This is a genomic window from Cellulomonas sp. JZ18 (genome assembly GCF_009720485.1).
In the GTDB taxonomy this organism is placed as follows: Bacteria; Actinomycetota; Actinomycetes; order Actinomycetales; family Cellulomonadaceae; genus Cellulomonas.
Genome location: NZ_CP045245.1, coordinates 1605356 through 1627366 on the forward strand (window position 1 = coordinate 1605356; position 22011 = coordinate 1627366).

18 protein-coding genes, 1 other RNA gene and 2 pseudogenes are annotated in these 22011 nt (G+C 75.2%); 9 read left to right on the top strand and 12 right to left on the bottom strand.

Annotated features, from left to right (window positions below; all coding sequences use genetic code 11):
- Position 1 precedes the first annotated feature (1 nt).
- Positions 2-781, bottom strand: coding sequence for a YaaA family protein (locus GC089_RS07330; RefSeq protein ID WP_155377078.1), 780 nt, complete (start codon positions 779-781; stop codon positions 2-4).
- Positions 782-844: 63 nt separating this feature from the next.
- Between GC089_RS07330 and GC089_RS07335 the strand changes: the two genes are divergently transcribed.
- The 3 genes and pseudogenes from GC089_RS07335 to GC089_RS07345 all read left to right on the top strand — a co-directional run bounded on the left by GC089_RS07335 (position 845) and on the right by GC089_RS07345 (position 1954).
- Positions 845-1228, top strand: coding sequence for a tautomerase family protein (locus tag GC089_RS07335; RefSeq protein WP_155377079.1), 384 nt, complete (start codon positions 845-847; stop codon positions 1226-1228).
- Positions 1229-1272: 44 nt separating this feature from the next.
- A pseudogene (locus GC089_RS07340) lies at positions 1273-1506 on the top strand (ArsR/SmtB family transcription factor); the annotation flags it as partial.
- A 46-nt stretch (positions 1507-1552) separates the two neighbouring features.
- Complete coding sequence (locus GC089_RS07345; RefSeq protein WP_155377081.1) at positions 1553-1954, top strand: VOC family protein; 402 nt, start codon at positions 1553-1555, stop codon at positions 1952-1954.
- A 67-nt stretch (positions 1955-2021) separates the two neighbouring features.
- Here the strand turns inward: GC089_RS07345 and rnpB are convergent.
- The 7 genes and pseudogenes from rnpB to map all read right to left on the bottom strand — a co-directional run bounded on the left by rnpB (position 2022) and on the right by map (position 7244).
- An RNA gene (rnpB, locus tag GC089_RS07350) (RNase P RNA component class A) lies at positions 2022-2416 on the bottom strand.
- 211 nt (positions 2417-2627) lie between these two features.
- Positions 2628-3224, bottom strand: a pseudogene (locus GC089_RS07355) (DUF817 family protein); the annotation flags it as partial.
- Positions 3225-3498: 274 nt separating this feature from the next.
- On the bottom strand, positions 3499-3750 hold the full coding sequence (locus GC089_RS19995) for a VOC family protein (RefSeq protein WP_370514088.1): 252 nt from the start codon (positions 3748-3750) through the stop codon (positions 3499-3501).
- A complete protein-coding gene (locus GC089_RS20000; protein ID WP_370514089.1) occupies positions 3747-4259 on the bottom strand; it encodes a DUF6191 domain-containing protein in 513 nt (170 codons plus the stop codon). Before GC089_RS20000 ends, GC089_RS19995 begins: the two co-directional genes overlap by 4 nt.
- Before the next feature lie 26 nt (positions 4260-4285).
- Positions 4286-5371: an acyl-CoA desaturase gene (locus tag GC089_RS07370; RefSeq protein ID WP_155377083.1), complete on the bottom strand. Its 1086-nt coding sequence runs from the start codon at positions 5369-5371 to the stop codon at positions 4286-4288.
- Positions 5372-5592: 221 nt separating this feature from the next.
- Entirely contained in the window at positions 5593-6375 is a 783-nt protein-coding gene (gene ppgK, locus GC089_RS07375; RefSeq protein ID WP_155377085.1) for a polyphosphate--glucose phosphotransferase, read from the bottom strand.
- Complete coding sequence (map, locus tag GC089_RS07380; protein ID WP_155377087.1) at positions 6372-7244, bottom strand: type I methionyl aminopeptidase; 873 nt, start codon at positions 7242-7244, stop codon at positions 6372-6374. Before map ends, ppgK begins: the two co-directional genes overlap by 4 nt.
- Before the next feature lie 74 nt (positions 7245-7318).
- Here map and GC089_RS07385 point away from each other — a divergent pair, with 74 nt between their 5' ends.
- Entirely contained in the window at positions 7319-7489 is a 171-nt protein-coding gene (locus GC089_RS07385; RefSeq protein WP_155377089.1) for an SPOR domain-containing protein, read from the top strand.
- A 20-nt stretch (positions 7490-7509) separates the two neighbouring features.
- Here the strand turns inward: GC089_RS07385 and GC089_RS07390 are convergent, their stop codons facing one another.
- Together GC089_RS07390 and panB are read right to left on the bottom strand one after the other, a co-directional pair.
- Positions 7510-8511, bottom strand: a complete 1002-nt coding sequence (locus tag GC089_RS07390; protein WP_155377091.1) for an endonuclease/exonuclease/phosphatase family protein — start codon at positions 8509-8511, stop codon at positions 7510-7512.
- Positions 8508-9380, bottom strand: a complete 873-nt coding sequence (gene panB / locus GC089_RS07395; RefSeq protein ID WP_155377093.1) for a 3-methyl-2-oxobutanoate hydroxymethyltransferase — start codon at positions 9378-9380, stop codon at positions 8508-8510. Before panB ends, GC089_RS07390 begins: the two co-directional genes overlap by 4 nt.
- A 105-nt stretch (positions 9381-9485) precedes the next feature.
- Between panB and GC089_RS07400 the strand changes: the two genes are divergently transcribed.
- The 4 genes from GC089_RS07400 (at position 9486) to GC089_RS07415 (ending at position 19356) form a co-directional block, all read left to right on the top strand.
- Positions 9486-10823, top strand: coding sequence for a glutamine synthetase family protein (locus GC089_RS07400; RefSeq protein ID WP_155377095.1), 1338 nt, complete (start codon positions 9486-9488; stop codon positions 10821-10823).
- Between the two features lie 5 nt (positions 10824-10828).
- A complete protein-coding gene (locus GC089_RS07405) occupies positions 10829-13876 on the top strand; it encodes a bifunctional [glutamine synthetase] adenylyltransferase/[glutamine synthetase]-adenylyl-L-tyrosine phosphorylase (RefSeq protein WP_155377097.1) in 3048 nt (1015 codons plus the stop codon).
- A 148-nt stretch (positions 13877-14024) separates the two neighbouring features.
- On the top strand, positions 14025-17999 hold the full coding sequence (locus GC089_RS07410; RefSeq protein WP_155377099.1) for an Ig-like domain-containing protein: 3975 nt from the start codon (positions 14025-14027) through the stop codon (positions 17997-17999).
- Positions 18000-18105: 106 nt separating this feature from the next.
- Positions 18106-19356: a cytochrome P450 gene (locus tag GC089_RS07415; protein WP_155377100.1), complete on the top strand. Its 1251-nt coding sequence runs from the start codon at positions 18106-18108 to the stop codon at positions 19354-19356.
- Positions 19357-19368: 12 nt separating this feature from the next.
- On the opposite strand, the gene GC089_RS07420 is transcribed toward GC089_RS07415, so the two are convergent.
- Entirely contained in the window at positions 19369-19731 is a 363-nt protein-coding gene (locus GC089_RS07420; RefSeq protein ID WP_155377102.1) for a hypothetical protein, read from the bottom strand.
- A 171-nt stretch (positions 19732-19902) separates the two neighbouring features.
- Positions 19903-21327 carry a type I glutamate--ammonia ligase gene (gene glnA, locus GC089_RS07425; protein ID WP_155377104.1) on the bottom strand — a complete coding sequence of 475 codons (1425 nt, stop codon included), beginning with the start codon at positions 21325-21327 and terminating at the stop codon, positions 19903-19905.
- A 178-nt stretch (positions 21328-21505) separates the two neighbouring features.
- Between glnA and GC089_RS07430 the strand changes: the two genes are divergently transcribed.
- Entirely contained in the window at positions 21506-22009 is a 504-nt protein-coding gene (locus GC089_RS07430; protein ID WP_155377106.1) for an RDD family protein, read from the top strand.
- Positions 22010-22011 lie beyond the last annotated feature (2 nt).

The following is a 22011-nucleotide window of genomic DNA, read 5'->3' on the forward strand; positions in this document are numbered from 1 at the left end:
CTCAGGCCACCACGAGCGAGAGCGTCCGGGCGCCGCGGCGCGGCGGAGCGCCGAGCTCGACGGCGAGCAGCGCGTCCCCGACGAGGGCGGACGCGGCGTGCGCGAGCTCGTCGGCGTCGCGGGGTGCGCGGCCCCGGCGGGTGAGCAGGTGGCGGGTGAGCACGCCGCGTGTGTGCTTGGCGTGGTGCGAGACGACGGAGCGGCGGCCGTCCACCTCGCGCAGGACCCGCACCGTGACCCAGTCGGCGTCGGCCGGCGGCGTCCACGCGGCGAGGTAGGTGGCGGAGCGGCAGTCGACGACGAGTGCGCCGGCGGCCTCCGCAACGAGGGTGTCGCCGAGCGGTCCCCGCCACGCCGCGGCGAGGGGCCCGACGCCCGGCAGGTCGGTGCCCATCGACAGGCGGTAGGCGGGGATGCGGTCGGTCGGCGTCACGACGCCCCACAGACCGGAGACGATGCGCACGTGCGCCGCTGCGCGGGTACGGGCGGCGGGCGTGAGGTCCGCGAGGCCGGCCGCCGCGTACAGGACGCCGGTGTAGACGCGGGCGGCGGGCGCCGCCGGGGCCTCGCGCAACGTGGTGTTGCGTGCGACCTCCGCGGCGAGCCCGGGGGAGACGCCGAGCGTCGCGGGGGCGTCGGCGCGGGCGCTGACCTCGACGAGCGCGTCGAGCACCTGGGCGCGCAGCGGCGTGAGGTCCGGGTGAGCGAGGGCGTCCAGGTCGACGGGCGCGCCGGTCGCGGCGGGCGTCTTGCCCTCCGAGGGCGGGAGCATCACGAGCACCGGCCGACTGTACGGTGCGGTGAGGCGCGCGACCGCGCCGCGGGGGACGAGAAGGGGCGTGCGATGGCTCACGTGAAGGTCTACGGCCGGCGCTCGGTGTGGGCGGGGCGGCGGCACGAGGTCTCCGACGCCGTCCACGGCGCCGTGACGTCCGCCTGGGGCCTGCCGGAGGAGAAGCGGTTCCACCGCTTCCTCTGGCTCGACGACGACGACCTCGTCGCGCCGCGCGGCGAGGGCTACCTGGTGGTGGAGGTCGTCTGCTTCACCGGCCGCAGCCCGGCGGCCGTCCGCGCGCTGATCGCCGCGTTCTACGACGACGTCGCACCGGCGCTCGGGCTCGGGTCGGACGACCTCGAGGTGGTCGTCCTCGAGGCCCCGCCGACGCACTGGGGGATCCGTGGCCGCGCCGGTGACGAGCTGACGCTGGACTACCGCGTCGACGTCTGACGCCGGGGTTGATAGGCAAGCCAGAACTTGCCTATGGTGGGCCCGTGGCCGACATCTTCCGCGCCCTGGACGACGAGACCCGCAGGCTGGTGCTCGACGAGCTGGCCGCGCGGGACGGGCTGACGCTGTTCGACATCTGCACCGCGCTCGTGACACGGCACGGCGTGAGCATGAGCCGCCAGGCGGTCTCCCAGCACCTCGCGGTGCTCGAGGCGGCCGGGCTGGTGTCGACGGAGCGCCGCGGCCGGTCCAAGTTCCACCACTTCCGCCCCGAGCCGCTCGCCGAGATCACCCGGCGGTGGCCCCCGACGCCAGGAGCGCACCATGAGGATCGAGCTGACCAGCGTGTTCGTGGACGACCAGCGCACGGCGCTGGCCTTCTACACCGACGTCCTGGGCTTCGTGAAGCGGCACGACGTGCCGCTCGGCGACGCCGCCTGGCTGACGGTCGTGTCGCCCGAGCGGCCCGACGGGCCCGAGCTGCTGCTCGAGCCGGCCGGCCACCCGGCCGTGAAGCCGTACCGGGACGCGCTCGTCGAGGACGGCATCCCGCTGATCCAGCTCGCGGTCGACGACGTGCACGCCGAGCACGAGCGGCTCACCGCGCGCGGCGTGCAGTTCACGCAGCCGCCGACGGACATCGGCAACGCCCACGTCGCCGTCTTCGACGACACGTGCGGCAACCTCGTGCAGATCATCGCGATGAAGCCCGGGGCCGAGCTGTAGCCCGTCGCGCGCGGGCCCCGGGCCGGCACGCCGCCCCCAGGGGAGCGCCCCGCGGACGCGGGTGAGGCGGATGAGTCAGCCGGTACGCCGGGTTCTGTCCCCGCGCGCGGTTGCCCCCGCGCGGGTGGCGGCCATCCATCTACGACGTACGTTGCCGCACGCCTCCAGCGGCCTACCCGGGAGCTCGGGCGGGCAGCCCTCGGACGCTCCCTGTCTGGCCTTGCTCCGGGTGGGGTTTACCTAGCCGCACCGGTCACCCGGCACGCTGGTGGTCTCTTGCACCACCGTTTCACCCTTACCCCGCACGTCCGGCGGACCGGTCGTGCGTGGCGGTCTGCTCTCTGTGGCACTGTCCCGCGGGTCACCCCGGGTGGGTGTTACCCACCACCCTGCCCTGCGGAGCCCGGACGTTCCTCGGCGGGCCCTCCGGGGAGGGACCGACGCGGCCGCCTGGCTGACTCATCCGCACCCGACAGCCTACCGGCCCGCGCGGCGGCCGCCGGCGCGTCACCCCGGGGACCAGGCCGGCCGCGGGGACCAGGCCCGCCGACGGGACCACCCCGGCCCCGCCCGCCTCGGGCGGCTGCGGCGGGTACACCCACGCGACCAGCACCACCGAGATGAGCATGAGCAGGAACCACGAGCCGAGCTTGCTCAGCGACACCAGGTGCCAGCCGTCGGCCTGGGACGGGTAGAGCCACGCGTCGGCGTACGTCGCGACGTTCTCCGCGACCCAGATGGCGGCGGCCACGAGGAGGAACGCGACGACCACGGGCATCCGCCACGTGCGCGCGTGCACCCGGTAGTGCATGACGGTGCGGCCGAACACGACGAGCACCGCCGCGACCAGCAGCCAGCGCGCGTCCGGCACCCAGTGGTGCGTGAAGAAGTTGACGTAGACCGCGGTGGCGAGCACGGCGGTCACGTGTCGCCGGGGCCAGCGGTCGAACCGCAGGTCGAAGATGCGGAACGTGCGCACGAGGTAGGAGCCCACGGCCGCGTACATGAAGCCGGAGTAGAGCGGCACGTCCCCGATGCGCAGGACGCCGTCGGCGGCGTAGGCCCACGACCCCACGTGCGTCTTGAAGACCTCCATGACCGTGCCCACGACGTGGAAGAGACCCACGACGCGCATCTCGCGGGCCGTCTCCAGCCGCGTGGCGAGCATGAGCACCTGCAGCGCGACGGCCGCGAGCGTGAGCGCGTCGTCGCGGGCGAGCGCGGCGCCGTCCGGGTACCAGAACCGCGCCGCCAGCAGCAGCGCGAGCATGAGCGCGCCGAAGAGGCACGCCCACGCCTGCTTGAGCACGAACACGACGAGCTCGAGCGCGCCCGTCCGCCAGCCGCGTGCGCCCAGGGCGCGCAGGCGCGCGTGCGCCCGCCGGTCGATGCGCTCCTCGACCCCCGTGAACCCGCGCTCGGCGGGCGACGCGACGGGGGCGGGGGAGCGGCGGCGCAGCACGGTCCCACCTCAGCACCACCGCCGCCCGTCGCGCGCGCGGTCGGGGCGGGGGCCGCGGGCAGGTTGCGTGGACGTCCTGTGGTCAGAAGCTCGCGCCGGCCGGTGCGTCCGGCTCGGCCGTGCCGGCCCGCGCCGCCTCCGCGGCGGCGAGCTGGGACGGCGTGCTGCGCAGGAGGCAGAACTCGTTGCCCTCGGGGTCCGCGAGCACGTGCCACGCGACGTCGCCCTGGCCGAGGTCGACCCGCGTCGCGCCGAGCTCGAGCAGCCGCGCGAGCTCCGTCTCCTGGTCCGAGCCGTCCGCGGGCCTGATGTCGAAGTGCAGCCGGTTCTTCACCCGGCGCTCGTCGGGGACCCGGAGGAAGAGCCACTCGGTCGCGGACCCGTCCCGGGCGCGATGACGACCTCCCCGTCGTCCTCCTCCGTCACCGGCCAGCCCAGCACCTCGGACCACCAGCGGGCCAGCGCGGCGGGGTCGGCGGCGTCGACGACGATCTGGGACACGACCACGGGCATGCGCCCCACGGTAGGGGAGGCAGGGGCGGGCCGCGCGTCCGCCGTGGGTCCGAGCGCGACCGGGCCGGCGTCGAGGTCGAACGGCGGAGCCGCGTCGCCCTCGCGGACCACGTCCAGGCGCTGGCGCTCCTGCTCCGCCACGAGGTGCTTGTGCGCGGGCTGGAAGACCTCGACGAAGTCCGGCAGCAGCCCGCCGCCCGGGGAGGACCCCGTGCCGGACCGCACGGACAGCCGGAACCGGTCGAACCACCCGCGGGCGACCGCCCGGTCGAGCAGGACGAGGACCAGCGCCGCAGCGACGACCACCAGCACCCAGCCCAGCGCGTCCATGCGCCCTGGATACCAGGGCGCCGGCGTCAGCGGTACTGCGCGCGCACCGGGCAGTCGAACGGGTCGCGGGCGCCGAGGCCGACCCGGTTGAGGTACTGCACGACGATCGCGTACGAGCGCACGAGCGAGGTCTCCGTGTACGGCACGCCGGTGCGGGCGCAGTGCTCCCGCACGATCTGCCGGGCGCGGGCCAGGTGGGGCCGCGGCATGCTCGGGAAGAGGTGGTGCTCGATCTGCGCGTCGAGCCCGCCCATGAGCGCGGTGACGAACCGGCCGCCGCCGATGTTGCGCGAGGTCAGCACCTGCTTCGAGAGGAAGTCCAGGCGGCTGTTCTCGGGCACCATCATCATGCCCTTGTGGTTCGGCGCGAACGAGGCGCCCATGTACACGCCGAACACGGCGAGCTGCACCGCGAGGAACGCGGCGGCCATGCCGAGCGGCAGCGCCCACACGACCAGGGCGACGTACAGCGACAGGCGCAGGCCGATGACGACCATCTCGAGCGTGCGCGTCCGGCTGGCAGGCGCGGCCACGAGGCTCTTGATGGCCACGACGTGCAGGTTCAGGCCCTCGAGCGTCAGCAGCGGGAAGAACAGCCAGCCCTGCCGCTTGACGATCTGGCGGACGAAGCCGCGAGTCTCGCGGGCGTGCTCCTCGAGGAACACGATCGTGTCCGGGGAGATGTCCGGGTCCTTGCCGACCCTGTTGGGGTTCGCGTGGTGACGCGTGTGCTTGCTCATCCACCACTGGTGGCTGATGCCGACGACGCCGTTGGCAAGCACCCGCCCGAGCCGGTCGTTCGCGGGTCCGGTCAGCAGCACCTGCCGGTGCGACGCCTCGTGCGCGACGAACGCGAACTGCGTGAGCAGCACGCCGAGCAGACCCGCGACCAGCAGCTGCCACCACGAGTGGCCCAGCAGGACGAACGCGACGACGAGCGCGACGAGCCCGGTCGTCAGGCCGGCGAGCAGCGACACGTAGAAGCCCAGGGTCCTGTCGAGCAGTCCTGCCGCCTTCACCTCCGCCGACAGCTCGTGGTAGGTGCCGGCCGCCGCCTCGCGGGGCGACGTCGCGCGCGGTGCGGACGGGGTGCTGACGGGTGCAGGAGCCACATGACCTCCAGGGCTCGGTTCGACTTCCCAGCCGTGGGGGTGAGCGGGCGCTCGACTCGCGGATGCCCTCCACAGTACGTGGCGAACCCGGACCGCACCTGGTGGCTAACCCACGGCTCGGTCCTCGTCCGGGTGATGCGGGGGTCCCGCGTGCACGCGGTGCACGGCACCCCGGACGCCGGGCGTGCGGGGTGGGCGTGCGGGTGGGGGTGCGAGGTGGGTCAGTGGGCGCCCTGGGCCGCGAGGCGCGCCGCCCCCACGATGCCGGCGGCGTTGCGCAGCGCGGCGGGCACGATCGGTGTCCGCAGCTCGAGCAGCGGGAGGAACTCCTGGTGCTTCTTGCTCACCCCGCCGCCCACGACGATGAGGTCGGGCCAGAACAGGTTCTCGACGACCGTGAAGTACCGCTGCAGGCGCTCGGCCCACTGCGGGAAGGTCAGGCCGTCGCGGTCGCGCGCGGCGTCCGACGCCCGGGTCTCGGCGTCGTGCCCGTCGACCTCCAGGTGGCCCAGCTCGGTGTTGGGCACGAGCACGCCGTCGACCACCAGGCAGGACCCGATCCCCGTCCCGAGCGTCACGACCAGGACCACCCCCGGGACGCCCTTCGCGGCGCCGTACTGCACCTCCGCGTACCCCGCGGCGTCGGCGTCGTTGACGGCGAGCACGCGCCGCCCCGTCGTCGCGCCGATCGTCGTCTCCACGTCGGTGCCGATCCACGACCTGTCGACGTTGGCCGCGGACTGGGCCACGCCGTGCAGGATCACGGCCGGGAACGTGACCCCGATGGGCACGTCCTTCTCGAGCGCGAACGAGTCCACGACCTGCGCGACGGTGTCGGCGACGGCGGCCGGGGTGGCCGGCCGCGGCGTCGGGATGCGCACACGCTCACCGGCGAACGCCCCCGTCGCCAGGTCGACGGGGGCGCCCTTGATGCCGGACCCGCCGATGTCGATGCCGAACGCGGTCGAGACCTTGTGCTTCTTGTGCTTCGCGTCCTTGCTCATGGCAGCGTGAGGACCTCCGCCCCGTCGTCGGTGACGAGCAGCGTGTGCTCGAACTGGGCCGACCTGCTGCGGTCGGCCGTGACGACGGTCCAGCCGTCGTCCCACATCTCCCAGTCGGCGGTCCCGAGGTCGAGCATCGGCTCGATGGTGAAGACCATGCCGGGCTGGATGACGGTGTCGTAGGCCGGGGCGGCGTCGTAGTGCGGGACGACGAGACCCGTGTGGAAGGCAGGGCCGACGCCGTGGCCGGTGAAGTCGCGCACGACGCCGTACCCGAACCGGCCCGCGTACTTCTCGATGACACGTCCGATCACGTTGATCTCGCGGCCCGGCTTCACCGCCCGGATCCCGCGCTCGAGCGCCTCGCGGGTCCGCTCGACGAGCAGCCGCGACTCCTCGTCGACGTCGCCGGCGAGGAAGGTGGCGTTCGTGTCACCGTGCACGCCGTCGACGTAGGCGGTGACGTCGACGTTCACGATGTCGCCGTCCTGCACGACCGTCGTGTCCGGGATGCCGTGGCAGATCACCTCGTTGAGGGAGGTGCAGATCGACTTCGGGAAGCCGCGGTAGCCGAGGGTCGACGGGTACGCGCCGTGGTCGACGAGGAACTGGTGCCCGATCGCGTCGAGCTCGTCGGTCGTCACACCGGGGCGCACGTGCGCGCCGATCTCCTCCAGCGCTCGGGCCGCGAGACGGGCCGCCACGCGGATGCGGGCCACGGTGTCGGCGTCGAACACGTCGGGACCGCGCCACGGCGCGGGCGCCGGGCGGTCGACGTACTCGGGGCGCGGGATGCTCGGGGGCACCGGGCGGCGCGGGCTGACCTGCCCGGGGACGAGGGCGGCGCGCGACGCGTGGACCGGCGGCATGCCTGGCAGTCTACGGAAGGTACGGCCCGTCACCCGCCGGGGGACGGCGGGCCCCGCCAGGACGGAGAGGACCGATGGCCGACTACTGGTACAACATCCGCACCGGCCAGGTCGAGGAGGGCCGGCGCAGCGACTGGTCCCAGCGGATGGGGCCCTACAAGACGCGCGAGGAGGCCGAGCAGGCCCTCGACCGCGCCCGGCGCCGGACCGAGGCCTGGGACGCCCAGGACGCCGAGGACCGCTGAGGCCCGGCCGTCGCGTCGCCTCAGCGGCGGGCGAGGACCGCCACGAGCGGACGGTGGTCGCTCGCACCGACGCGGGGGAGCACCCGCGCGTCCACGACGCGCCAGGCACGCTCGTCGACGAGGACGTGGTCGATCGGGGCCGCGAGCAGCGTCGGCGCCGCCGCCGGCCACGTGCCGTGCGCGCCGGCCCCGGCCGCGCGGGCCGCGTCGACGCAGGGGCCGGTGTCGCGCAGCGCGGGGTGGTCGAGCGTCGCGTTGAGGTCGCCCGCGACCACGACGCCCGGCGTCGAGCGGCACACGGCGGCGACCGCCTCGCCCTCGGTGCGCCACGCGCGCATCACGGCGCGCCCCGTCGGCGCGAGCGGGTGGGCGGCGACGAGCACCGGTCCGTCACCGTCGGGCCGCGCCCGCAGGCTGCCGAGCCGGTGGTCGAGCGGCTCGACGTCGGGGTAGGTGCCCACGTGCGCGGCGACGACGAGGGACGTCCCCGCGACGTGCGGCACCCGGCTGGGGGCGTGCAGCACCTGCCACCCCGCGGGCGGGAGCCGGTCGGCGAGCGCCCCGGCGGTGGTCCGCGAGGTCTCGGGCAGCGCGACGACGTCGGCACCGACGCCCGTCACCAGGTCGGCGAGCGTCGAGGCCGGGACCGCGTCGAGCGTGTTGAACGTGAGCACGACGAGGTCGCCGCCGCCGCCCTGCGGTCCGGCGGCCGCAGCCTCGGCGTCCGTTGTGGGGACGGACCGGACCGCGAGGACGGCTCCGTGCGCCGCCGCGACCACCGCGCAGGCCACCGCGAGCGGGACCAGGGTGCGTCGTGCGCCGCGCACGAGCAGCAGCGCCACGAGCAGCGTCGCGGCCGCGGCGGCGGCGAGCGCGGCGAGCAGCCCGCGCAGCGCGACGACCTGGGCGACGGGCCAGGCGCCGGCGCCCAGCGGCACCAGCGTGAGCACGCCGACGCCGAGCACGGCCGTGGTCCCGACCGCCACCGCTACGCCGACCGGCGCGGCGGGCCGGCGGCTCACGCGTCGAACGAGTGCGCCGCCGTCGGGAAGGTGCCGGACCGCACCTCGTCGGCGTAGGCCCGCGCGGCGGCGGTGAGTGCCGCGCCGACCTCTCCGAACCGCTTCGCGAAGCGCGGGGACCAGTCGCCCATGCCCGCCATGTCGACCCAGACCAGGACCTGGCCGTCACACTCGGGACCGGCGCCGATGCCGATCGTGGGGACGGGCACGACCTCGGTGACGCGCGCCGCGACCTCGGCCGGCACCATCTCGAGCACGATCGCGACCGCACCGGCCTCCGTCACCGCGACGGCGTCGTCGCTGAGCCGCTGCGCCGCGTCGCCGCGCCCCTGGACCCGGGGCCCGCCCAGCAGGTTCTCCGACTGCGGCGTGTACCCGAGGTGCGCGACGACGGGGATGCCGGCCGCGGTCAGCGCACGGATCTGCGGGACGACGCGCTGGCCGCCCTCGATCTTCACCGCCGCGACGCCCGTCTCCTTCATCATCCGCACCGCGCTCGCGAGCGCCTGCTCCGGCCCTGCCTCGTAGGAGCCGAACGGCAGGTCCGCGACCACGAAGGCACGGCGCGCCGCGCCCGCCACCGCGCGGGCGGCGACCACGAGCTCGTCGAGCGTCACCGGCAGCGTGGTGGCGTGCCCGTGCATCGTGTTCCCGATCGAGTCGCCCACCAGGAGCATGTCGATCCCGGCGTCGTCGAACAGCCGGGCCGTGACCGCGTCGTACGCGGTGAGCATCGTCAGCCGCTCGCCGCGCTGCTTCGCGGCCTGCAGGTGGTGCACGCGCACCCGGGACGGGCGTGCCGGCGCCGCGGCGCCCCCGGTCGTCGGTGCGCCGGTCGTGCCGGCGCCGGGCTGGTCGCTCGTGGCCATGCGCCGAGCCTAGTGCGGGACGACCGGCGCGCCCGGGGGACGTGCGCCTCGCCACACGCACCGCCTGCGCCCGCGGCGGACGTGTCATCAGGCAGGATGTACGCCATGGACAGGCAGCAGGAGTTCGTGCTCCGGACCGTCGAGGAGCGGGACATCCGCTTCATCCGTCTGTGGTTCACCGACGTGCTCGGGATCCTCAAGTCGGTGGCGGTCGCGCCGGCCGAGCTCGAGTCGGCGTTCGCGGAGGGCATCGGCTTCGACGGCAGCGCCATCGAGGGGCTCACGCGCGTGTTCGAGGCGGACATGATCGCCAAGCCCGACCCCACGACGTTCCAGATCCTGCCGTGGCGCGGCGAGCGGCACGGCACGGCGCGGATGTTCTGCGACCTGCTGACCCCCGACGGTGAGCCCTCGCTCGCCGACTCGCGGCACGTGCTCAAGCGTGCGCTCAACCGCGCGAGCGACCGCGGCTTCACCTTCTACACGCACCCGGAGGTCGAGTTCTACCTGTTCGACGCGCCGGCGGACCCCGCGCAGCCGCTGCGGCCCGTCGACCACGGCGGGTACTTCGACCACGTCCCGCGCGGGACGGCCCACGACTTCCGCCGGGCCGCCATCACGATGCTCGAGTCGATGGGCATCTCGGTGGAGTTCTCGCACCACGAGGCCGGGCCGGGGCAGAACGAGATCGACCTGCGCTACGCCGACGCGCTCACGACCGCCGACAACATCATGACGTTCCGCACGGTCGTCAAGGAGGTCGCGCTCGAGCAGGGCGTGTTCGCGTCCTTCATGCCCAAGCCGCTGGCGGACCAGCCGGGCTCGGGCATGCACACGCACGTGTCCCTGTTCGAGGGTGACCGCAACGCCTTCCACGAGCCGGGTGCGGAGTTCCAGCTGTCGAAGGTGGCGCGGCAGTTCATCGCGGGCCTGCTGCGCCACGCGGCGGAGATCACCGCCGTGACGAACCAGTTCGTCAACTCCTACAAGCGGCTGTGGGGCGGTGCCGAGGCGCCCAGCTTCATCTGCTGGGGCCACAACAACCGGTCCGCGCTCGTGCGGGTGCCCATGTACAAGCCGGGCAAGGGCAACTCGAGCCGCGTCGAGTACCGCGCCATCGACTCCGCCGTGAACCCGTACCTCGCGTTCGCGGTCGTGCTCGCCGCCGGCCTCAAGGGCATCGAGGAGGGCTACGAGCTCCCCGAGGGTGCGGACGACGACGTGTGGGAGCTCACGGACGCGGAGCGGCGCGCGCTCGGCATCGAGCCGCTGCCGACGTCGCTCGAGGCCGCCATCCAGGTGATGGAGCGCTCGGAGCTCGTCGCGGAGACGCTCGGGGAGCACGTGTTCGACTACTTCCTGCGCAACAAGCGGCAGGAGTGGGCGGAGTACCGCGCCCAGGTGACCCCGTACGAGCTGCAGCGGTTCCTGCCGCTGATCTGACCGTGGTGAGCGGCGCGCCGACGGGGCGGGGCTCGTCCCTGGCCGGACGGCTGCGGCGCGCGGGGGTCGACGACGTGCCGCGCGCGGAGCGGCTGCTGGCGGACGCGGCCCTCGTCGACGTCGCGCCCGACGCCGCCGAGACGCTCGTCGCGCCCCTGCGCGACGTGGGCGACCCCGACGAGTCCCTGCTCGCGCTGGCCAAGGTCGCGGGCGCGGTGCAGCGCGACCCGGAGCTGCGCGCGCTGCTGCACGACGTGCTCGCCGAGGACGGTCCCGCACGCGCCCGGCTCCTGGCGGTCACGGGAGCGTCGTCCGCGCTCGGGAACACGCTCGCGGCGCACCCGGCCACGCTGCGCGTCGTGGCCGACCCGACGCCGGGCACGGCCGTGCCCGTCGCCCAGGTGCGCGCCGAGCTGCTCCGCGCGGTGGGCGCCGACCCCGACGCCGCCGTCCCCGTCGCGGGCCTCACGGGCGGCGACGCCACCGACGCCCTGCGGCGCGCCTACCGCGCGCGCCTGCTGCGCGTGGCGGCGAGCGACCTCACCGCCGAGGACCCCCTCAGCCGGTTGCCGGGCGTCGCGGCCGCCCTCGCGGACCTCGCGGGCGCCGCGCTCGAGGCGGCCCTCGCGGTCGCGCGCGCCGACCTCGACGACCACGGCCGCGACGTGCGGCTCGCGGTCATCGGGATGGGCAAGGCCGGTGGGCGCGAGCTCAACTACGTCTCCGACGTCGACGTCGTCTACGTCGCCGAGCCCGTCGAGGGAGCCGACGAGGACGCCGCGCTCGCCGCGGGCGCGCGCCTGGCAGCGGGCCTCGCCCGGGCGTGCGCGAGCCCGAGCGGCTCGGAGCCGGCGCTGTGGCCCGTCGACGCGGCGCTGCGCCCCGAGGGCAAGGACGGGCCGCTCGTGCGCACGCTCGCGAGCCACCGCGCGTACTACGAGCGCTGGGCGAAGACGTGGGAGTTCCAGGCGCTGCTCAAGGCCCGCCCGCTCGCCGGGGACCGTGCGCTCGGGGAGGCGTACGTCGCGGCGACGAACCCGCTGGTGTGGCAGGCGGTCACGCGCGAGAACTTCGTCGAGGACTCGCAGGCGATGCGCCGGCGCGTCGAGCAGCACGTGCCGCGCGCGGAGGCGGACCGCCAGCTGAAGCTCGGCGTGGGCGGGCTGCGCGACGTCGAGTTCACCGTGCAGCTGCTGCAGCTGGTGCACGGCCGCGCGGACGAGTCGATCCGGAGCGGGAACACGCTGACCGCGCTCGCCGCCCTGGCCGCGGGCGGGTACGTCGGCCGCGAGCACGCGGCCCAGCTCGCCGTCTGCTACCGCTGGATGCGGACGATGGAGCACCGCATCCAGCTGCACCGGCTGCAGCGCACGCACCTCGTCCCGACCGCCGAGGCGGACCTGCGGCGGCTGGCCCGCACCATGGGGCTGCGCGCCGAGGGACCCGAGGGCCTGCTCGAGCGCTGGCGGCAGACGCGCCGCGACGTGCGGCGCCTGCACGAGGAGCTCTTCTACCGGCCGCTGCTGCCGGCGACCGCGCGCCTGTCGACGGAGGAGGCGGTGCTCGCGCCCGAGGCGGCGCGCGCGCGGCTCGCCGCGATCGGCTACCGCGACCCGGCCGGCGCGGTGCGGCACCTCGCGGCGCTCACGGACGGGGTGACCCGCCGCGCGGCGATCCAGCGTCAGCTGCTGCCGGTCATGCTCGGGTGGTTCGCGGACGGCGCTGACCCCGACGGCGGGCTCCTCGCGTTCCGGCGGCTGTCGGACCAGCTGGGCACCACGCACTGGTACCTCAAGCTGCTGCGGGACTCCGGCACCGCGGCGCAACGGCTCGCGCGCGTGCTCTCGACGTCGCGCTACGTCGCCGACGCCCTCAGCCGCTCGCCGGAGTCGGTCGCCTGGCTCGCCGACGACGCCGAGCTCGAGCCGCGCAGCGCCGAACGGCTGGCGGCCGAGGCGGACGCGGTGCTGCGCCGGGCCGACGAGCCGGTGCCCGCCGTGACCGCGCTGCGCGCGCTGCGCCGTCGCGAGCTCGCGCGCACGGCGGCCGCCGACGTGCTGGGCGTCGTCACCGGCATCCGGGCCTCGCAGAGCCTGACGGACGCCGCCGACACGCTCCTCGCCGGGGCTCTGCGGGTCGCGGAGGTGGAGGCGCGCGCCGAGCGTGGTCTCGACGCCTCGCCCACCCGCCTGCTCGTCGTCGCGATGGGCCGCCTCGGTGGCCGCGAGATGGGCTACTCGTCCGACGCCGACGTGCTGTTCGTGCACGACCCGTGCCCCGGTGCCGACCCGCGCCTCGCGCAGGAGTTCGCCGTGTCCGCCGCGACGCGCGTGCGCCAGCTGCTCGGCGCGGTGGGACCGGAGCCGGCGCTGGCGGTCGACGCCGACCTGCGGCCCGAGGGACGCAACGGCCCCCTGACGCGCACGTTCGCGGCGCACGCCGAGTACTACGCGCGCTGGTCCGCGCCGTGGGAGAGCCAGGCGCTGCTGCGGGCCCGGCCCGTCGCGGGCGACCCCGCGCTGGGGGAGCGGTTCGTGGCGCTGGTCGACCCGCTGCGCTACCCGGCGGGCGGCCTGGACGCGGGCGTGGTGCGCGAGGTGCGGCGCATCAAGGCCCGCGTCGAGGCCGAGCGGCTGCCGCGCGGGGTCGACCCGACACGCCACCTCAAGCTCGGACGCGGCGGCATCGCCGACGTCGAGTGGACCGCGCAGCTGCTGCAGCTGCAGCACGCGCACGCGGTCCCCGCGCTGCGGACGACCTCGACCCTGGGCGCGCTGGACGCCGCGGCGGCCGCCGGGCTGCTCGCCGAGGACGACGCGCGCGTCCTGCGCGAGGCGTGGGAGCTCGCCTCGCGCCTGCGGGACGCGAACGTGCTCTGGACCGGACGTGCGGAGGGCGCGCACGCGGACGTCCTCCCGCACGACCGCCGGGCCCTCGCGGGCGTCGCGCGCGTCGTCGGCTACCCGGCGGGGTCGGGCAGCGCGCTGGAGGAGGACTACCTGCGCACGGCGCGACGGGCACGCGCGGTCGTGGAGCGCGTCTTCTACGGCTGACGGTCGGCGACGGGACCGAGCGCGGGACCTTCACCCGTGGTGCGGCGCACTTCACCCGGACGATCGTTCAGGACCGGGGGCGGGCGGGCGATGGGACGAGGACGAGGGCTCTGCCGCCCTCTACCGTCCCTCCGACGCAAGGACTGGTATGCGTTCCCTCCTCCCGCAGGCACTGCGTGCGCGGGCCCGCTCGGCAGGTGCCCCGCGCGCCCGCCACCGCGGCGCCCCCGACCGCCGCTGGCAGGCCCTCGCCGCGGTGACGGCCGTCGTGGCCGTCGCCGTGGCCGCGGCCGGGCTCGGTCGGCCCGACGCAGCCGTCGCCGCCGGTACCGGCACGGTCCTGCTCACCGACGACTTCCGCTCCGCGACGACCCTCGCGTCGAGCTACGTCGTGGGCGGCACGAACTTCACGCCCTGCCTCACCGCGGGCACCAGCACGTCCAGCCGACCCGTCCCCGGCTGCGGCAGCGCGGCGGACCCCAACGGCGAGGGTGCGCTGCGCCTGACGGCGAACGTGAACGACCAGGCCGGCTTCCTGCTCTACGACAAGGCGCTGCCGACGAAGGCGGGCCTCGACATCACGTTCAACCAGTACCAGTGGGGCGGCACGCTCGCCGACGGCATCACGTTCTTCCTCACGGACGGGCGCTACACCCTGAGCCGCGCGGGCGCGTTCGGCGGGTCGCTGGGCTACCACCACCAGACGACCGGTGCGGACGGCGTCGCGAACGCACTGCTGGGCATCGGCCTCGACGTGTACGGCAACTACACGCGTGAGACGAACGACACCGCACGCTGCGGCACGCAGCACACGAGCTCGGTGCTGCAACCCAACACCGTCGCGATCCGCGGCCCCGGCAACGGCAAGCAGCGCTACTGCCTCCTCGGCCCTGCGGTCGCGGCGCCCGAGCTGGCCACGCGGAGCGGCTCGACGCGGCCGTCGCCCGTCACGGTGCGGATCGTCGTCGACCCGCCGAGCACGGCGAACCCGCGCGTCTCCGTCTACCTCAACACGCGTCTCGTGACGAGCGTGCCGCAGCCGGCCGAGCTCGCCACCGCGCCGACGTTCAAGTTCGGCTGGGGCGCCTCCACGGGCGGCCAGAACGACTTCCACGAGATCAACTTCCTGCAGGTGGAGTCGGTCCAGCCGATCCGCTCCGACCTCGCCCTGACCGCCTCGACGACGCCCGTCGCGAGCGGTGACACCGCCACGGTCTCGCTGACCGCACGGACCGACGCGGCGTCCGGGCCCGTCCCGGCGAACGAGCCGGTGGTGGTCACGGCGGACGCGCCCGAGGGCACGTCCTACGGCACCGCGACCGGCGCGGGCTGGGACTGCTCCGCGAGCACGCCCACGCGCGTCAGCTGCACCCGTACGTCGACCACCGCGGTCGACCCCGGCACGACGCTGCCGACCGTGACGGTGCCGCTGACCCGGACGGCGGTCGGCTCGAGCGGTCGCTCCACGGTGGTCGCGCAGGTCTCGGCCGCGTCCGACGACACCGAGCTCGCGCTCGACAACACGGCCTCGGCCGAGGTGCGCTGGAACCCGGTCGTGGCACCGGTCGAGGCGCCCGCGACGGTGGCGAGCGCCACCCCGGCGGACGCCGTGGTCGAGCCCGCCGTCGTCGGCACCGCGCCGTTCACGGTCGAGGTCGTGGAGAACCAGACCCCCGCGGTCGGGACCGTCGTGGTCGTCGACGGCCGGCTCGTCCTGCGCCCCGCGGCGGGCGCGAGCGGCGACCTGCGCGCCACCTACCGGGTCACGGACGCCGACGGTGGCGTGAGCGGCACGGCCACCGTGTCGATGCGGGTCGCCCCCGTCGCACCGGCGGGCACCGCGACGACCACGGCCGGCCGGGACGCGTCGACGACCCTCGACGCCGTCGTCGGCACCGGCCCCGTCACCGCGCAGGTCGTGGCGCGCGGCGCGCACCTGTCGGCGGCGTCGGTGTCGGTCGACGGCAGCGGGCGTCCCGTCGTCGTCGTCACGCCGGAGGAGGGCTGGAGCGGCACGGAGACCGTGACCTACCGCGTGCTCGACGCCACCGGCGTGCCGAGCGCACCCGCGACCGTCACGGTCCTCGTCCGCCCCGTCGCCGGCGACGCCGCCCTCGAGGGCGTGCTCGACGCCGACGGCGAGGCGACCGTCACCGCGACGCTGCCCGCCGGCACCGGCACGGGCCCGCTGACGTACACGCTGGTCGGCGACGGCGACCTCGGCGGGGCGCGCGCGACGCTCACGCCCTCGGGCACGCTCACCGTCGTCGCGGACACCGGCGCGAGCGGTGCGAGCACCGTCCGCTACACCGTGAGCGACGGGAGCGGCACGAGCGACGAGGCCACCGTCGACGTCGTCATCCGTCCCTACCTGGGGACCGTGCCGGACGTCGCGGGCATCGCGGACGCCCCGGCCACGTCGCAGGCTCCCGCCCTGCGCGGCACCGGACCGGTCACGTGGGAGACCTCCACGCCCACCGGGACGTCGGTGTCCGTCGCGCCCGACGGCGCCGTGACCCTCGACCCGCGCGGTCGCAGCGGGACGTTCGACGTGTCGCTCGTCGCCCGGGACGCCGACGGCGAGCCGAGCGCGACCCGCGTCGTGCGGTTCGTCGTCGCCCCCGTGGCGGTCCCCGTCGACGGCGAGACGACCGCCGCGCAGGAGCCCGCGGCCACGGTGCTGACCCCGGCCGCCCCGACGGGCACCGGGCCGTTCACGCTGTCCGTCGCCACGGGTCTGCCGCCGGCGCTGGGCACCGTCGCCGTGGACGCGGCGGGGACGGGGCTGGCGATCACGCCCGCTCCCGGTGTCTCCGGCACGCTGTCCGCGACCTACGTCGTCGTCGACGCCGCCGGTCTGACGAGCGCACCGGTCCGCGCCGAGCTGCGGGTCCGTCCCGCGGTCGCCGGCTCGTCGGCGCACGTCCCCTCCGGCGCGGCGACGGCCGTCCCGCTGCCGGTCCCGACGGGCACGGGGCCGTTCACGTGGACGGTCACGTCGGCCGGCCCGGACGAGGCGTGCACCGTCGAGGTCGTCGACGGCGTGGCGACGGTCCGGGCGGCGGCGACGTACTCCGGTCCGTACGACGTGCGCTGGACCGTCACCGACGGGTCCGGCCTGGTCAGCGCCGAGGCCCTGCTGGCCGTGACGGTCGACCCGGTCGCGCCCGACGAGGGCACCGGCGGGCCGGCCCGGCAGCCGGGCACCACGGGCCGCCCTGTCGCCGGTCCGACCCCGCAGCCGTCCGGCACGGGTCCCTTCCGGTTCGTCATCGTCACGCCGCCCGCGCCCGCGCAGGGCACCGCGACGATCGACCCCGACACGGGTGTCGTCACGTTCGACCCGGCGCCGGGCTTCAGCGGCGAGGTCGACGTGGAGTACGCCGCGACGGACGCCCGGGGCGTGACGTCGGACCCCGCGACGGTGACGTTCCGCATCGCGCCGCTCGCGGCGCCGACGGGGGACACGTCCCCGGGCTCGCCGGGCACGCCGGCCCGGACGGGTGCGGGCACGCCGACGACGCTGCCGCTGCCGGCCCCGGTCGGCACCGGCCCGTTCACCTGGGAGCTCGTGGACGGCCCGACGTCGGACCAGGGCACCGCGACGATCGACCCGCGCACCGGTGAGGTCACCTTCGTGCCGGCGCCCGGCTTCAGCGGCGAGGTCGCGCTGCGGTACCGGGTGGTCGACGGCGCGGGGGTGCCGAGCGCACCGCAGACGCTGCGGATCGACGTCGCCCCGACGGTGACGCCGGGGCCGACGACGGGCACCGTGGTCTCCGGCGGGAGCACCACGCTGCAGCTCCCGACGCCCGTGGGTCGCGCACCGTTCACGTGGACGGTGATCGACGGGCCCACCTCCGAGCAGGGGACCGTGACGATCGACCCGGCGACGGGACGGCTCACGTTCGTCGCGGCCCCGGGCTACACCGGCACCGTGCGCATCACGTACGCCGTCAGCGACGCGGACGGTGTGCGCAGCGAGGTCCTGTCGGCGGCGGTCGAGGTCCGGGCCGCACTGGCGGTGACGGGCGCGGGCGCGCTCGTGCCCGCGGGGCTGGCGGTGCTCCTGCTCGCGCTCGGCGCGGGCCTGGTGGTGACGGTCCGGCGCCGGCAGGCCTGACCCACGCGTACGACGGCGGGCGGCCCTCCGGGGTCGCCCGCCGTCCTGCTGTCCGGACCACGCCGCCGGCTGGTGCCGCACGGAGGCCGGACCTACGCTCGATCGGGTGACGGCGCAGACGCAGGGGCCCACGCCGGTCGCGGCGGCTGCCGCCACCTGCCCCGTGCGCAAGCTCGCCCAGCCCGACGACGCGCTGACCCCGGACCTGGAGCCCGTGGACGGGCCGGGGGAGCGGTGGCGCATCCGCTCGTTCGAGCTCGCGCGGGCGGTGCTGCGCCACGCCGACGCGACCCGCCAGGCCGGGTTCAACGCGGAGGACTTCGGCAGCGGCGGCGGCCTCGCCATCCGGCCGCCGATCCTCTACCTCGAGGGCGACCCGCACCACGCGCAGCGCCGGGCCGCGGCCCGCTTCTTCGCCCCGCGCACGGTCGAGGGCTACCGGCCGTGGATGGAGGAGACCGCCGAGCGGCTGGTCGCGCAGGTGCGCACGGACGGCTGGACGGACCTGACGCGGCTGGCGATGCGGATGGCGATGGAGGTCGCCTCGCGCGTGATCGGCCTGGACCGCGCCGCGTCGGGCGGGATGCACCGTCGTCTCGACACCTTCTTCGAGCCCGACGCGTCCACGGCACGCACACCGCTCGCCCGGTGGCGCGCGCTGAACCGCAGCACCGCCATGCTGCGGTTCTTCCTGCTCGACGTGAAGCCGGCCGTCCGGGCGCGGCGTCGGCAGCGCCGCGACGACCTCATCAGCCGCCTCCTGGACGACGGCTACAGCGACGTCGACATCCTCACCGAGTGCGTGACGTACGCGGCCGCCGGCATGGTGACCACGCGCGAGCTCATCTCCGTCGCCGTGTGGCACCTGCTCGACGACGACGCGCTGCGCGCCCGCTACCGCGCGGCGGACCGGGAGGGCCGCGTCTCCGTGCTCGACGAGGTGCTGCGGCTCGAGCCGGTCATCGGGCACATCCTGCGGCGCACGACCGCGCCGCTGACCCTCGACGGCCCGCAGGGCCCGGTGGAGGTGCCGGTCGGCACGCTGCTCGACATCGACGTCCGTGCGGCCAACGCGGACGCCCGCACGGCCGGGGCGCAGCCGCTGGCCCTCTGCCCGGCGCGGCCCCTGCCGCGCGCGGTCCCGCCGTCGCTGCTCGGCTTCGGCGACGGGCACCACAAGTGCCCCGGTGCACCGCTCGCGCTCATGGAGTCCGAGATCTTCGTCAGCGCGCTGCTGCGCGACGACCTCGCCGCCGCCGGCCCGCCGCACGTGCGGTGGAACGACGTCAGCCAGGGCTACGACCTCGTGCGGCTGCGGGTGCGGCGCGTCCCGGCGAGGGTGCGCCGGGGAGGATGACGCGGGTCCGTGTCAGGTCTGCACTGCCGCGCGGAACGCCTCCCACCGGCCGGCGTCCGCCGCCTCGTGGTCCAGCCGGTCGAGGTGCTGCGCGAACGCGGAGGCGATGCCCTCGCGGTTCCACGTCGAGCCCCAGTCGGCGCCCAGGTGGCGCAGCGCCCGGCGGAGGTCGAGGGGCTGCGTGCCGGGCGCGGTCGAGCGCAGGTTCCCGTCGAGCTCGCCGTGGAAGACCCACGCCAGGAGCGTCAACCGGTCCGTCGCCGCCGTGCACGCCGGGACGCCGTGGTCGCCGACGTGCGACTCGACGAGCCGGAGCCGGCCCGCCGCGAGGTGGGACGCGCACGCCTGTGCGATGACGGTCTCGACCTCGTGCATGCGGCTCCTCGTCCGGTCGCCGGCGGTGCCCGGCCACGCGCGAGCGTAGCGGGGGCGGCTGCCCGGCAGCACCACGGCCGGAGACGACGGCACCCCCGCCGCCACGCGGGCGACGGGGGTGCCGGTACTGCGGGCCCACGGCCCCTGGGAGCAGCCAGGGACCGCGGACGATCACACGTCGAAGTAGAGCTCGAACTCGTGCGGGTGGGGCCGCAGACGGATCGGGTCCACCTCGGCGGAGCGCTTGTAGTCGATCCAGGTCTGGATCAGGTCGGGCGTGAACACGTTGCCCGCCGTCAGCCAGTCGTGGTCGGCCTCGAGGTTGTCCAGGACCTCGGCGAGCGTGCCGGGGACCTGCTGGATGAGCGCGTGCTCCTCGGGGGGCAGCTCGTACAGGTCCTTGTCGACCGGCTCCGGCGGCTCGATGCGGTTCTGGATGCCGTCGAGACCGGCCATGAGCATGGCCGCGAACGCGAGGTACGGGTTGCTCGACGGGTCCGGCACGCGGAACTCGATGCGCTTGGCCTTCGGGTTCGAGCCCGTGACGGGGATGCGGATGCACGCGGAGCGGTTGCGCGCCGAGTACACGAGGTTGACCGGGGCCTCGAACCCGGGGACCAGGCGGTGGTAGGAGTTCACCGTCGGGTTGGTGAACGCGAGCAGCGCCGGCGCGTGCTTGAGCAGGCCGCCGATGTACCAGCGGGCGATGTCCGAGAGGCCGCCGTAGCCCTTCTCGTCGAAGAACAGCGGCTCGCCGTCCTTCCACAGCGACTGGTGCACGTGCATGCCCGACCCATTGTCACCGAAGAGCGGCTTCGGCATGAAGGTCGCCGTGCGGCCGTTGGCGTGCGCGACGTTCTTCACGACGTACTTGAACAGCTGCACCTTGTCGGCCGACTTGGCGAGCGTGTCGAAGCGGTAGTTGATCTCCGCCTGGCCGGCCGTGCCGACCTCGTGGTGCGCGCGCTCGACCTGCAGGCCCAGGGCGTCGAGCTGCAGCGAGATCTGGTCGCGCAGGTCGGCGAAGTGGTCGACCGGCGGGACGGGGAAGTAGCCGCCCTTGTAGGGCGTCTTGTGGCCGAGGTTGCCACCCTCCTCGACGCGGCCCGTGTTCCAGGCGGCCTCGATGGAGTCGATGTAGTAGTACGACGCGTTCTGCTTCGTCTCGAAGCGGACGTCGTCGAAGATGTAGAACTCGGCCTCGGGCGCGAAGAACGCGGTGTCCGCGATGCCCGTCGACTTCAGGTACGCCTCGGCCTTCGCGGCGACCTGGCGGGGGTCGCGGCTGTACGGCTCGTCGGTGTACGGGTCGACGATGTGGAAGTTGATGTTGAGCGTCTTCTCCGTGCGGAACGGGTCGACGTAGGCCGTCGTCACGTCCGGCACGAGCTTCATGTCCGACTCGTGGATGGCCTGGAAGCCGCGGATGGACGAGCCGTCGAACATCTGGCCGTCCGTGAAGAAGTCGGCGTCGAGCGAGGCGGCGGGCACGTTGAAGTGCTGCATGACGCCCGGCAGGTCGCAGAACCGCACGTCGACGAACTTGACGTCCTCGTTCTTGATGAACGCCAGGACTTCCTCTGGCTTGGTGAACATCCGCTGCTCCTCGGGTGGGGGGTGCCCGGTCGGCCCGGGCGTCCCCGAGGCTAGGAGTGCAGGGTTTCCCGGCCGTGCCGCGCTTGTTTCCGTCACGTTACGCAGGCTGCCGCCGTGTAACGATCGGTCGAACTCCTGGTCGGGCGTCCGACCCGTGGACGCGACCTAGGCTGGGGGCATGGCGACGCGCGACTCCATGGGCTCCTGGCTCGACGGCGGGCCCGGCGGTCCCGGCGGGGGCGACGACCGCGAGGGGACGGGGCTCGACCTGCCGGCCGAGGGCCCGGGGTCGCTCGCGCGTCTGCCGCGGCGCCTCGCCGCGCTCGCGGTCGACTGGGTCGCGTGCCTCGCCGTGTCGGCCGTGCTGTTCCCCGTCGCGTCCGACGGCCTGTACCTGCTCCGCGGGCACCAGCTCGCGACGCTCGGCGTCTTCGCGGTGGAGAACCTCGTGCTGGTGGGGGCGCTCGGGACGACCCTCGGGCACCGGCTGCTCGGCATGCGCGTCGTCCCGGTCGACGGCACCGCCCGCGGGGGAGGGGCCGTCGCGGCGGGCGTCCCGGGCCTGCTGCGCGGGCTCGTGCGGTCGGTGCTGCTGTGCCTCGTCATCCCCGCGGCGGTGTGGGACGCGGACGGCCGCGGACTGCACGACCGCGCCGCCGGAACGGCGCTCGTCCGGCGCTGACG

Bases quoted from the DNA above. Each gene is read 5' to 3' on its own strand.
- GC089_RS07420 (WP_155377102.1), bottom strand. From the start codon at position 19,731: ATGCACGAGGTCGAGACCGTCATCGCACAGGCGTGCGCGTCCCACCTC.
- ppgK (WP_155377085.1), bottom strand. From the start codon at position 6,375: ATGAGCAAGGACGCGAAGCACAAGAAGCACAAGGTCTCGACCGCGTTC.
- GC089_RS07430 (WP_155377106.1), top strand. From the start codon at position 21,506: ATGGCGACGCGCGACTCCATGGGCTCCTGGCTCGACGGCGGGCCCGGC.
- GC089_RS20000 (WP_370514089.1), bottom strand. From the start codon at position 4,259: ATGGACGCGCTGGGCTGGGTGCTGGTGGTCGTCGCTGCGGCGCTGGTC.
- GC089_RS07400 (WP_155377095.1), top strand. From the start codon at position 9,486: ATGGACAGGCAGCAGGAGTTCGTGCTCCGGACCGTCGAGGAGCGGGAC.
- GC089_RS07345 (WP_155377081.1), top strand. From the start codon at position 1,553: ATGAGGATCGAGCTGACCAGCGTGTTCGTGGACGACCAGCGCACGGCG.
- GC089_RS07335 (WP_155377079.1), top strand. From the start codon at position 845: ATGGCTCACGTGAAGGTCTACGGCCGGCGCTCGGTGTGGGCGGGGCGG.
- panB (WP_155377093.1), bottom strand. From the start codon at position 9,380: ATGGCCACGAGCGACCAGCCCGGCGCCGGCACGACCGGCGCACCGACG.
- GC089_RS07385 (WP_155377089.1), top strand. From the start codon at position 7,319: ATGGCCGACTACTGGTACAACATCCGCACCGGCCAGGTCGAGGAGGGC.
- GC089_RS07410 (WP_155377099.1), top strand. From the start codon at position 14,025: ATGCGTTCCCTCCTCCCGCAGGCACTGCGTGCGCGGGCCCGCTCGGCA.
- map (WP_155377087.1), bottom strand. From the start codon at position 7,244: ATGCCGCCGGTCCACGCGTCGCGCGCCGCCCTCGTCCCCGGGCAGGTC.
- glnA (WP_155377104.1), bottom strand. From the start codon at position 21,327: ATGTTCACCAAGCCAGAGGAAGTCCTGGCGTTCATCAAGAACGAGGAC.